Source organism: Raoultella sp. (assembly GCF_039594335.1).
Taxonomy (GTDB): domain Bacteria; phylum Pseudomonadota; class Gammaproteobacteria; order Enterobacterales; family Enterobacteriaceae; genus Klebsiella.
The window spans coordinates 1-11241 of record NZ_JBCNNS010000135.1 but is presented as its reverse complement, the minus strand read 5'-3'; the positions used below and the strand labels follow the sequence as shown (position 1 = coordinate 11241).

12 protein-coding genes and 1 tRNA gene are annotated in these 11241 nt (G+C 53.0%); 7 read left to right on the top strand and 6 right to left on the bottom strand.

All coding sequences use genetic code 11. From position 1 onward, the window contains the following. Nucleotides 1–169: 169 nt before the first annotated feature. A complete protein-coding gene (dkgB, locus tag ACZAHD_RS18600) occupies nt 170–973 on the top strand; it encodes a 2,5-didehydrogluconate reductase DkgB (protein WP_462458096.1) in 804 nt (267 codons plus the stop codon). A 62-nt stretch (nt 974–1035) separates the two neighbouring features. Here dkgB and yafC read toward each other — a convergent pair whose 3' ends face one another. Continuing rightward, complete coding sequence (gene yafC, locus ACZAHD_RS18595; RefSeq protein ID WP_462458095.1) at nt 1036–1938, bottom strand: DNA-binding transcriptional regulator YafC; 903 nt, start codon at nt 1936–1938, stop codon at nt 1036–1038. A gap of 104 nt (nt 1939–2042) precedes the next feature. Between yafC and ACZAHD_RS18590 the strand changes: the two genes are divergently transcribed. The 3 genes from ACZAHD_RS18590 (at nt 2043) to ACZAHD_RS18580 (ending at nt 4985) form a co-directional block, all read left to right on the top strand. Beyond that, entirely contained in the window at nt 2043–3230 is a 1188-nt protein-coding gene (locus tag ACZAHD_RS18590) for an MFS transporter (RefSeq protein WP_462458094.1), read from the top strand. A gap of 103 nt (nt 3231–3333) precedes the next feature. Next, complete coding sequence (locus ACZAHD_RS18585; protein WP_462458097.1) at nt 3334–4131, top strand: endonuclease/exonuclease/phosphatase family protein; 798 nt, start codon at nt 3334–3336, stop codon at nt 4129–4131. Between the two features lie 83 nt (nt 4132–4214). After that, nucleotides 4215–4985 (top strand): class I SAM-dependent methyltransferase, encoded by a 771-nt coding sequence (locus ACZAHD_RS18580; RefSeq protein WP_462458093.1) that lies wholly within the window; start codon nt 4215–4217, stop codon nt 4983–4985. Nucleotides 4986–5032: 47 nt separating this feature from the next. Here ACZAHD_RS18580 and mltD read toward each other — a convergent pair whose 3' ends face one another. Next, the gene (mltD, locus tag ACZAHD_RS18575) at nt 5033–6400 is read right to left on the bottom strand and encodes a murein transglycosylase D (protein ID WP_462458092.1); all 1368 of its coding nucleotides are present in this window, start codon (nt 6398–6400) and stop codon (nt 5033–5035) included. A 71-nt stretch (nt 6401–6471) separates the two neighbouring features. Then, nucleotides 6472–7227 carry a hydroxyacylglutathione hydrolase gene (gloB, locus tag ACZAHD_RS18570; RefSeq protein ID WP_462458091.1) on the bottom strand — a complete coding sequence of 252 codons (756 nt, stop codon included), beginning with the start codon at nt 7225–7227 and terminating at the stop codon, nt 6472–6474. Nucleotides 7228–7260: 33 nt separating this feature from the next. Here gloB and ACZAHD_RS18565 point away from each other — a divergent pair, with 33 nt between their 5' ends. Continuing rightward, a complete protein-coding gene (locus ACZAHD_RS18565; RefSeq protein WP_462458090.1) occupies nt 7261–7968 on the top strand; it encodes a class I SAM-dependent methyltransferase in 708 nt (235 codons plus the stop codon). Here ACZAHD_RS18565 and rnhA read toward each other — a convergent pair. Beyond that, the gene (gene rnhA / locus ACZAHD_RS18560; protein ID WP_462458089.1) at nt 7965–8543 is read right to left on the bottom strand and encodes a ribonuclease HI; all 579 of its coding nucleotides are present in this window, start codon (nt 8541–8543) and stop codon (nt 7965–7967) included. The two genes, ACZAHD_RS18565 and rnhA, sit on opposite strands and share 4 nt — an antisense overlap. Between rnhA and dnaQ the strand changes: the two genes are divergently transcribed. Then, the gene (gene dnaQ, locus ACZAHD_RS18555; RefSeq protein WP_462458088.1) at nt 8497–9228 is read left to right on the top strand and encodes a DNA polymerase III subunit epsilon; all 732 of its coding nucleotides are present in this window, start codon (nt 8497–8499) and stop codon (nt 9226–9228) included. The two genes, rnhA and dnaQ, sit on opposite strands and share 47 nt — an antisense overlap. Nucleotides 9229–9359: 131 nt before the next feature. Beyond that, nucleotides 9360–9436: transfer RNA gene (locus ACZAHD_RS18550), tRNA-Asp, on the top strand. 219 nt (nt 9437–9655) lie between these two features. Here the strand turns inward: ACZAHD_RS18550 and fdoI are convergent. Then, a complete protein-coding gene (gene fdoI / locus ACZAHD_RS18545; RefSeq protein ID WP_462458087.1) occupies nt 9656–10297 on the bottom strand; it encodes a formate dehydrogenase cytochrome b556 subunit in 642 nt (213 codons plus the stop codon). Continuing rightward, a complete protein-coding gene (gene fdxH, locus ACZAHD_RS18540; RefSeq protein ID WP_462458086.1) occupies nt 10294–11196 on the bottom strand; it encodes a formate dehydrogenase subunit beta in 903 nt (300 codons plus the stop codon). Before fdxH ends, fdoI begins: the two co-directional genes overlap by 4 nt. Nucleotides 11197–11241 lie beyond the last annotated feature (45 nt).

Sequence of the window (11241 nt, the reverse complement as noted above, 5' to 3'; positions counted from 1 at the left end):
TAAAAGCCCTGAGCGTTTGCTCAGGGCTTTTTCTTTTTCTTCTCTTTTTTCAAACCATGCTATTTTTGCTTATTGAGCAAAATCCTCTGCATTTATCGATCTTTTTCCGCCAAATGACATCAGCCATAATGACCTTAATGAGTTAACATTAAGAAAAACGAGGAATTTTATGGCAATCCCTGCATTTGGTCTTGGAACCTTCCGCCTGAAAGATGACGTTGTCATCGCATCAGTGAAAACGGCGCTGGAACTGGGATATCGTACGATTGATACCGCTCAGATTTATGATAACGAGGCCGCTGTCGGTCAGGCTATCGAAGAAAGCGCTGTGCCGCGTGATGAGCTGTTTATCACCACCAAAATCTGGATTGAGAACCTCAGCCCGGAAAAGCTTATCGCCAGCCTTGAAGAGAGTCTGCAGAAACTGCGTACAGATTATGTCGACCTGACGCTGATCCACTGGCCGTCGCCGAACGATACTGTTGCCGTCGAAGCATTTATGCCTGCACTGCTGGAAGCGAAAAAGCAGGGGCTGACCCGCCAGATTGGTGTCTCTAACTTCACGATTCCACTAATGGAACGTGCCATTGCAACCGTTGGTGCTGAAAATATCGCGACCAATCAGATTGAGCTCTCTCCGTACCTGCAAAACCGCAAAGTGGTGAAGTGGGCTGCAGAGCACGGGATCCATATCACCTCTTACATGACGCTGGCTTATGGTAAGGCACTGAAAGATGAAGTGATTGCAGGCATTGCCGCGAAACACAATGCGACTCCGGCACAGGTCATTCTGGCCTGGGCGATGGGCGAAGGCTACGCCGTGATCCCATCTTCCACGAAGCGTGAAAATCTGGCAAGTAATTTGAAAGCTCAGGATCTGCAACTGGATGCCGAAGATCGTCAGGTGATCGCCGCGCTAGATTGCAACAATCGTCTGGTTAGCCCGGAAGGCCTGGCGCCTGAGTGGGACTGATCGTCTGAATTAGCATGAGTGCGTGGCCGACTGCACGAGAAGGGCAGTCGGGAATGCGCGTATCACAGCTCCTGCGGGAGCTGTTTTACGTGTTCACTAAGAAAATCGATAAATGCCCGGATGCGCGTGCTGACGGCTCTGTCACTGTAGTAAACCGCGCTGAACGGCATTTCAACCGGCAGGCGCTTCTCGGCCAGCAGCTGAACAAACTCCCCGCGCGCAATTTCCTGGTCGACCATATAATCGGACAGACAGGCAATACCATTCCCCGTCAGACATAGCTGCTTAAGGGTTTCCCCGCTGTTCGATGAAATATCACAATTCACTTCCAGCAATTGACCATCGCAGCAGGAGACGGGCCAGGTATTCAACGAGACAGGTTCGGTAAAGCCCAGGCACAGGTGATCTTTCAGGTCCGCAATATTTTTCGGCGTACCGCGGCGAGCAAGATAGTCCGGGGAGGCGATAATTTTGCGATAGCTGTTAAAAAGCGGCCGGGCGCGAAGGCTGGAATCCGTTAGCGTACCGGCGCGGATCGCGACGTCGACTTTACGCTCAATCAGATTGATAAAGGTTTCTGATGACACCAGAGACAGGGTCATTTCAGGATAACGCTCGCGAAAAGGTTTCACTAGCGGCATCAGGAAATGCAGCATCACCGGCGTGGCGGCATCAACACGTAATAATCCCCTCGGCGTCGTTCGTGTCTCCAGAAGTTCATTCTCCGCCGCCGCCATTTCCTGCAGAACGACTTGCATGCGACGAAAATAGCGATCTCCTTCTTCGGTCAGGTTGAGCTGACGAGTCGTACGGTTCAGCAGGCTAACCCCCAGTTTTGATTCCAGCTTTTTTACCGCCCGACTGACGGCGGAATTAGCCTGCCCCAGCTGTTCAGCTGCCCGGCTAAAGCTCCCGCTTTCGACGACGGCGATAAAGATGGCTATCTCTTCTGAAGTGGCTCGCATTATTGCACCTGTAGCAAAATTCTATTGAGACTTTGATGGTTTTTGTTATTTAAACATCGCTACATACTACGTGTCATCTTAATCCTGATGATACGGAGTAAATTATGCCACTGGCGCTACTTGCCTTAACAATCGGTGCCTTCGCTATTGGTACCACCGAATTTGTGATTGTGGGGCTGGTCCCCACGATTGCTGAACAACTGGCGATCTCGTTGCCTTCTGCCGACCTGCTGGTTTCTATCTATGCACTGGGGGTTGCCATCGGGGCACCGGTGCTGACCGCATTGACCGGGCGTATGCCGCGTAAACAGCTGCTTCTGGCGCTGATGGTACTCTTTACTGCCGGTAATCTGCTGGCCTGGCAGGCTCCAGGTTATGCGACGCTGGTTTTTGCGCGTCTGTTGACTGGTCTGGCACACGGTGTGTTCTTCTCGATTGGTTCAACTATCGCCACGAGCCTGGTGCCGAAAGAGAAAGCCGCTTCAGCCATTGCCATTATGTTTGGTGGCTTAACGGTCGCGTTGGTGACCGGTGTGCCAATCGGGACCTTTATCGGCCAGCATTTTGGTTGGCGAGAAACTTTTCTCGCCGTCTCGATTCTTGGCGTCATTGCACTGGTGAGCAGTCTGATTCTGGTACCGAACAACATCCCAGGGCGCGTCAGCGCAAGCCTGCGCGATCAGATAAAGGTTCTCACCCACCCGCGTCTGTTGATGATTTATGCCATTACCGCATTGGGATATGGCGGCGTCTTTACCGCGTTTACTTTCCTGGCTCCCATGATGCAGGAACTGGCCGGATTTAGCCCATCAACGGTGAGCTGGATTCTGTTGGGCTATGGTATCTCGGTGGCCGTTGGCAACGTTTGGGGCGGAAAACTGGCCGATAAACATGGGGCCGTAGCGGCACTGAATTTCATCTTTGCCGCGTTGGTAGTCCTGCTGCTGGTATTCCAGTTTACCGCCAGCATCCAGTATGCTGCGTTGGCAACAGTGCTGGTAATGGGGATTTTTGCTTTCGGTAACGTGCCGGGGCTGCAGGTTTATGTCGTGCAAAAAGCCGAGCAGTACACGCCGGGTGCGGTTGACGTGGCCTCCGGCCTGAATATCGCCGCTTTCAACGTTGGTATTGCGTTGGGGTCAGTTATCGGTGGGCAAACGGTGGAACGCTATGGATTGGCCGAGACGCCGTGGATAGGGGCTGTCATTGTCTTTGTCGCGCTGTTGCTGACTGTGCATAGCGGTCGTCTGGATAAGTATCGACCAGCAAAGACGGTGAATGTCGAAGGATAAAGGTTTCTCACGAATTGCATTGAAAGTACCGGTGAAAATCCCTATAAAAGAAGAACCAGCCGCAGTCAGGCTGGTTTCCTGTTATCGAGGTTTGATGCCTAAATTGCGAAAGAATACTTATGCTATGCGCTACGTCGCCGGACAGCCCGCGGAGAGAATTTTGCCTCCGGGGTCGTTCGCAAGCGTAAGCCAGGCATTTGCCGCCGGCGTACCATTAAGCACAGATGAGAAGATCCGCGTCCTGGTGTGGAATATCTTTAAGCAGCAGCGCGCTGAGTGGAAGTCTGTTCTCAACAACTTCGGTAAAGATGCCCATCTTGTGCTGTTACAGGAAGCGCAGACGACTCCTGAAATGGTCCGGTTTGCGACGACTAACTACCTGGCTGCCGATCAGGTCCCGGCTCTGGTCTTGCCGCAGCACCCCTCTGGCGTCATGACGCTGGCTTCGGCACATCCGGTGTACTGCTGCCCGCTGCGCGAGCGTGAGCCGATTCTGCGGCTGGCAAAGTCTGCGTTAGTGACCGTCTACCCGCTGCCGGATACGCGTTTACTGATGGTTGTTAATATTCACGCAGTTAATTTCAGCCTCGGTGTTGATGTCTACAGCAAGCAACTGTTGCCGATTGGCGATCAAATTGCCCATCACAGTGGGCCGGTGATTATGGCCGGTGACTTCAATGCCTGGAGCCGTTCACGAATGAATGCGCTCTATCACTTTGCGCGAGAAATGTCGCTGCGCGAAGTCCGTTTCCCTGACGATCAGCGCCGCCGTGCGTTTGGTCGCCCGCTTGATTTTGTGTTCTATCGGGGGTTAAGCGTACACGATGCTTCCGTGCTGGTGACGCGCGCCTCTGACCACAACCCGCTACTAGTCGAATTCAGTCCCGGCAAGCCTGATTAATAAGGTATGTCAGGCCTGCCATGGGGCGGGCCTGTGCAAGCATGGTGCCGCCTTTATTATTCAAACAACCGAAGGACAACACAATGACAACACGCTCTCATCATGACAACGTCGAAAAACAGTTTGGCTCACAGGCAAGCGCCTACCTGACCAGCGCTGTTCACGCATCCGGACGCGATCTGCAGCGCCTTGCCGAACGTCTGGCTGATTTCCCCCACGCACATGTTCTGGATTTGGGGTGTGGTGCCGGACATGCCAGCTTTACGGCGGCGGGACAGGTAGCACAGGTTACGGCGTATGATTTATCCAGTCAGATGCTGGAGGTTGTCGCACAGGCCTCGCGCGATAAAGGCTTGTCGAATATTGCCACTCAGCAGGGGTATGCTGAATCGCTGCCGTTTGCAGATGCCAGTTTTGATGTGGTGATAAGCCGCTATTCTGCCCATCACTGGCATGATGTTGGCCAGGCGCTGCGTGAGGTTAAGCGCGTCCTGAAGCCGGGCGGAGTAATGATCATCATGGATGTGATGTCGCCCGGGCATCCCGTGCGCGATATCTGGCTGCAAACCGTTGAAGCACTGCGTGATACGTCTCATGTACATAACTACTCAAGCGGAGAATGGCTGGCGTTAGCGAATGAGGCTGGACTGGCCATCAATCAGCTGTTGACCGATCGTTTGCCGCTGGAGTTTGCCTCATGGGTAGCCCGTATGCGCACGCCAGCACCGCTGGTGGAGGCAATCCGTTTATATCAGGAGAGTGCATCCGCAGAGGTCAAAACCTATTTCGCTTTGCAGCAGGACGGCTCATTTACCAGCGATACGATTATGTTTGAAGCGCATAAAACGTTTTAAAACAAAAAGGCACCGGGATCCGGTGCCTTTTCTACGAAGCCGATGTATCAGGAGTCTGGCCTGTCGCTGCTCTTCACATACAGCGTCAGCTGGTCGCCAGGCTGCAGGTTATCAGTGCCGCTATTCCAGCGCATCACATCACGTGTATTCACGCCGTGACGTTTCGCGATACTCGACAATGAATCGCCTTTACGCACGCGATAGGTAATGCTATCGCTGTTGTTGGCAAGACGCTGGGCACTGCTTCCGGCGCCAATCAGCAGGTTTTGACCCACTTTCAGCCCAGACCCGCGCAGGTTATTCCATTGCTGCAGATCTTTCGTCGATACGCCAAGACGCGAGGCAATCCCGGAAACCGTATCGCCCGAACGCACCCGGTAGCTACGGCTGGTCAACGGCGTGTTGTCCGCCAACTGCGTAGGTTGCACGGCGGCAATATCGCCAGAGGCCAGTGATTCACGCAGCTGAGCAGCGTGCTTCTGTGGCACCATAACGTACTTTGGCCCGTTTGCACCGAGGGTTGAGCCCTTGACACCGGCGTTGAAGGTTTTCAGCTTGCCGACGGGCATGCCTGCCATATCTGCAAGCTGGCTAATTTCAACCGGACTGTCGAGGCGAACACGCGCCAGCGCACGGCTTTCGTCTGCCGTCGGCAGCTTCACGCCATAACGTTTGCTGTTTTTGAGAATATCACTCAACGCCAGCATTTTCGGCACATACACCTTGGTTTCCCGCGGTAATGGAAGTGACCAGAAATCGGTGGGTTTACCACGCGAACGGTTCGCTTTCATTGCCTTCAGCACCCGGCCTTCACCGCTGTTGTACGCCGCGACAGTTAACAACCAGTCGCCGTCGAACATCTTGTTCAGACGCTGCATCATATCCAGTGCCGCCGTTGTAGAGGCGACGATGTCACGACGCGCATCGTAGCTACGGGTCTGTTTCAAACCATAATTGCGCCCGGTGCTCGGAATGATCTGCCAGATGCCTGCGGCATTGGCGCCAGACGTTGCGTGCGGGTCAAAAGCGCTCTCCACTATGGGTAGTAATACCAGTTCCATTGGCATGTTACGTTTCTTAACTTGCCCGGCTATCCAGTACATATACGGCTCTGCCCGTAAAGTTACATCGTGGAGATAGCTCTTATTACTTAAATATTTCTGTTTTTGTTCGCGAATCCGGGGATTTTCCGGTATTCCCATCTTTAGCTCGTCGCCTATGGAAGTCCACAGATCCTGGTCTTGCGCGTAGAAGGTTCCATCATCTAACCAGCGCGCTTGACTTGTGAACTTACCTGCTTCCCCTTGACCAGCTGCAGAAAGGCTCTGTGCGTGCTGTTGGACGTTGCCATCGTTTTTCGACGACTGGCACCCCACCAGCAGGACAGAGGCGAGTAAAATCGCTCGTGCCTTCATGTGTGTGTCAATAGTTGCTTAAAAGACGAGCAAGAATAACGGTGAAGGCGGCGAATGACAAGAATTAAATGTCAGAAGTCATCTTTCTTTGACCTTAACCAGGCAAATCTCTGCGCAGAGTGTTGCAAATTTGTTTCTTTGGATATTTCTTTAATTAAATCATCATCATCTGTGCGTAAAAAAATATTTATACGTCGCTCGTTTTTCAGAGTTACGGGGAGTGTTATTTGTTTTTTTGCACGTAACTCATTAACTTTACGATAGTAATCATTTATATCCCTGTCATTAGGGAGGATACTCAAGGCAAACTTCATATTTGCTAAAGTATACTCATGTGCGCAACAAATCAGGGTATCCTCGGGAAGCGCGTTTATTTTCCTAAATGATTGATACATCTGCTCTGCTGTTCCTTCGAAAAGCCTTCCGCAGCCGCCGGAAAACATTGTATCTCCACAAAAAAGATAAGGTTTGCTGTAGAAGCAGATGTGTCCTAAAGTGTGACCGGGCGTAGAAAAAATAGATAATTCGTGACCCAAAACCATCACTCGATCGCCGTCGGCCACAAGGTGAGTCGTGCCTTTATCCTGGGTTTCTGCCGGTCCGTAAACCACTAGACCTGGGAACTTATCACGTAGTTGTTTTACGCCACCAACATGATCGTTGTGGTGATGGGTCAGTAAAATGGCTTCTGGTTGCCAATGATTGGCTTCGATGGCGGCCAGTACCGGTGCTGCTTCGCCGGGATCGACGATAAGACAACGGCCGGACTCCTCACTAAGAACCCAGATGTAGTTGTCCTGAAATGCGGGAATACTGATAAGATTCATTAATTACCTCTCAAAGCATAGCGGAAGGTTGCGATGAAGCCGGCAAGGATACCTCAGAGAATCACAGCGCCCGAGCACTGGTCCAGTATGCCCTGGGGCGAATACTATCGCGAATCGCTGGAACGGCAGATGAAACCGTGGCTGGCTAAATTATATGGCTTTCATTTGCTTAAGATTGGCAATTTGAGCGCCGAAATCAATACGGAAGCCTGTGCTATCTCTCATCAGGTGAATGTGTCTTTGCAAGGCAACCCGATTCAGGTTAAAGCCGATCCGCTGCATCTTCCTTTTGCTGAAAAGTCGGTTGATGCTTGCCTGCTGGCGCATACTTTGCCGTGGTGCGGCGATCCGCATCGTTTGCTGCGTGAAGCCGACCGGGTATTAATAGATGACGGCTGGATGATTTTGACCGGGTTTAACCCCCTCAGTCTGGTGGGCCTGCGTAAGCTGGTTCCGGTATTGCGTAAGACGACGCCCTACAACAGCCGGATGTTTACGCTGATGCGCCAGCTGGACTGGCTGGCGTTGTTGAATTTTGAAGTGCTGCATTATGGCCGGTATCAGGTGCTGCCCTGGTCCAGACAGGGCGGCAAACTGCTCAGCGCTCACCTGCCGGCGCTGGGCTGTTTGCAACTGATTGTTGCCCGGAAACGGACGGTTCCGCTGACGCTAAACCCGATGAAATCAGGAAAAGCGAAAACGCAACTGCGCCAGACGGTTGGCGCCACGCGGCAGAGTTAGCTTTCTGCTTGGTAGCCGGTATCGCTCTGCGTCGGGCTGGCAGCAGCAGCGCGCGCCAGCTCATCGCAGCGTTCATTTTCCGGGTGGCCGGCGTGGCCTTTGACCCATTCCCATTTGATTTGATGCTGGCCGAGCGCTGCATCCAGGCGCTGCCAGAGATCGACATTCTTGACCGGTTTTTTGTCAGCGGTTTTCCAGCCGCGTTTTTTCCAGTTATGGATCCACTGGGTGATCCCCTGACGCACGTACTGGCTATCGGTGCTGAGGATCACTTCGCACTGCTCTTTCAGCGCTTCGAGGGCGACGATTGCCGCCATCATCTCCATCCGGTTATTGGTGGTGAGGTGGTAGCCCTGACTAAAGATTTTTTCTTTTCCGCGATAGCGTAAAATCGCCCCATAACCACCGGGCCCAGGATTTCCCAGGCATGAACCATCGGTGAAAATTTCTACCTGTTTAAGCATCTCTGGTAGACTTCCTGTAATTGAAATCGATAGATAAACGGCAAGTCTGACATAAATGGCTGATATGAGCACTGCAATTACACGACAGATTGTTCTCGATACTGAAACCACTGGTATGAACCAGATCGGTGCGCACTACGAAGGACATAAGATCATCGAGATCGGTGCGGTAGAGGTGATAAACCGCCGCCTTACCGGGAACAACTTCCATGTTTATCTGAAACCGGACCGGTTGGTGGACCCGGAAGCGTTTGGCGTTCACGGGATCGCCGATGAATTCCTGATGGATAAGCCGGTGTTTGCGGATGTGGCCGACGAGTTTATGGACTATATCCGCGGCGCGGAGTTGGTCATCCATAATGCCTCGTTTGATATCGGCTTTATGGATTATGAATTCAGCAAGCTGAATCGCGGCATTCCGAAAACGAATACTTTCTGCAAAGTCACCGATAGCCTCGCCCTGGCGCGGAAAATGTTCCCCGGCAAGCGTAATAGCCTGGATGCGCTGTGCTCGCGTTATGAAATAGACAACAGTAAGCGCACGCTGCACGGGGCATTACTCGATGCCCAGATTCTGGCCGATGTTTATCTGATGATGACCGGTGGTCAGACGACGATGGCATTTTCAATGGAAGGTGAGGGGCAGCAGCAGGCCGGAGAAATGGGAATACAGAGGGTTGTTCGCGCAGCAAGCAAATTACGCGTGGTTTATGCGACTGATGAAGAGATAGTGGACCACGAATCCCGACTCGATCTGGTTCAAAAGAAGGGCGGAAGCTGCCTGTGGCGCGCCTGAGTCATCGGGATATGCTGTAAAAATCACCTGGTGGGCGATTTTTACAGCAAACGATTCAAAACTGAAGAAAAAGCGTTGACGACGTTATAGGGAATCCGTAATATTCGCCTCGTTCCCAAGGAACAGTAAGTGGAGCGGTAGTTCAGTCGGTTAGAATACCTGCCTGTCACGCAGGGGGTCGCGGGTTCGAGTCCCGTCCGTTCCGCCACTATTCAGGCCCATGTTATTCATTAACGTGGGCCTTTTTCATTTCTGCGTTTGACTGTCCGCCATTGCCGTCTGGCTTGCGCGGTTATGACCCATCTTATTTATCTCTGCGCCCCGCAATCGCCAGGTAAAATAGCGCGTAACAGCATAGCTGTTTCCATCCTGTTACGCGCGGTCACTACGCTGACATCGGTCAGTCAAAAAAGCTCTCGTATTGACTTCAGCAATCTTTGGTGGTCGAAGGCTGTTTCTCTTTAACTTCGCGATACCAGCGCGGGTGATGTTTCTTCGCCCATGTTTTGCTCACCCAGCCTTCCACCATTGCGGTAATGGTGCCTTTCACCCACAGGGCGGCGTAAATATGCACCATAATAACCACAATCAGGGCAACGGCGGCAAATGAATGCAGCATCAGCGCGAAGCGGATCACCGGGATTGAGAACGCAGGCGCAAAATACGGACGCCAGATGATCACACCGCTGACCAGCAGCAGAACCAGGAAAATAATCGCCGCCCAGAATACGCATTTCTGGCCGAAGTTATAGCGCCCGGTGTCACCCACTTCCTCGTTGACGACGATCTTACGAATATTCTTCGCCCAAAAGATATCATCCCGATTGATGAGGTTATGGTGCCAGTAGCGGAAAAACATGATGATGAATGAGGCAAACATAATGACCCCGACAAACGGGTGCAGAATGCGCGCCAGCTGCGGAGTGCCCATGATGTGCATCAGCCAGTTGAAGGACGGGAAAAAGAATCCCAGTCCGCTTATCGCCGCCAGCATGAAGCAGAAGGCGGTGACCCAGTGGTTGATGCGTTCCGGCGCCGTGTAGCGCACGAGGGTGTCACGTCTTTTCATTTGCGCACCTCGTCATTCTCTTCATGCAGGTTGTCCTCTTCCTCTTCCGCACGGTTCGGACCGACCCCGACGTAGTGGAAGACGCTGGCTGCAAAGGTCGCGGCAAAGCCGACCGCTGCAAGAGGCTTCCAGATCCCTTTCCAGAACTTCACGGTGGCGCTGATTTCCGGGTTTTCCGGCAGGCCGTGATACAGATTCGGTTTGTCGGCGTGGTGCAGCACATACATCACGTGCGTGCCGCCAACGCCAGCCGGATCGTACAGACCCGCATTGTCATACCCCCGGGTTTTCAGTTCGGCGACGCGCTCGCCCGCCAGCACCTTCATGTCCTCTTTGGAGCCAAAGTGAATCGCCCCGGTCGGACAGGTTTTCACACAGGCCGGTTCCTGCCCCACGGTGACGCGGTCTACGCACAACGTGCATTTGTAGACGCGATTGTCCTCCGGGTTGAGTCGGGGGACGTCAAACGGACAGCCGGCAATACAGTAGCCGCAGCCGATGCACTGTTCGGACTGGAAGTCGACGATGCCGTTGGCATACTGAATGATGGCCCCTTCCGACGGACAGGCCTTCAGGCAGCCCGGATCGGCGCAGTGCATGCAGCCATCCTTACGGATAAGCCACTCCAGTCTGTCGTTCTGCTCCACTTCCGAGAAGCGCATCACCGTCCAGGATTTGGCGGTCAGGTCTGCCGGGTTATCGTACACCCCGACGTTGTGACCGACGTCATCACGGATATCGTTCCATTCTGAACAGGCGACCTGACAGGCTTTACAGCCAATACAGGTGGTGACGTCGATAAGCTTCGCGACTTCCTGCTGGTGGTCCCGCGCCTGAGGCGCGGGCGTGAAACCGTTAGTCGCGGAACGACGAATGATGTCTTGCGATTGATAAGTCATAAGTCGTCTCCGTTACACCTTTTCCACGTTCACGAGGAAGGCCTT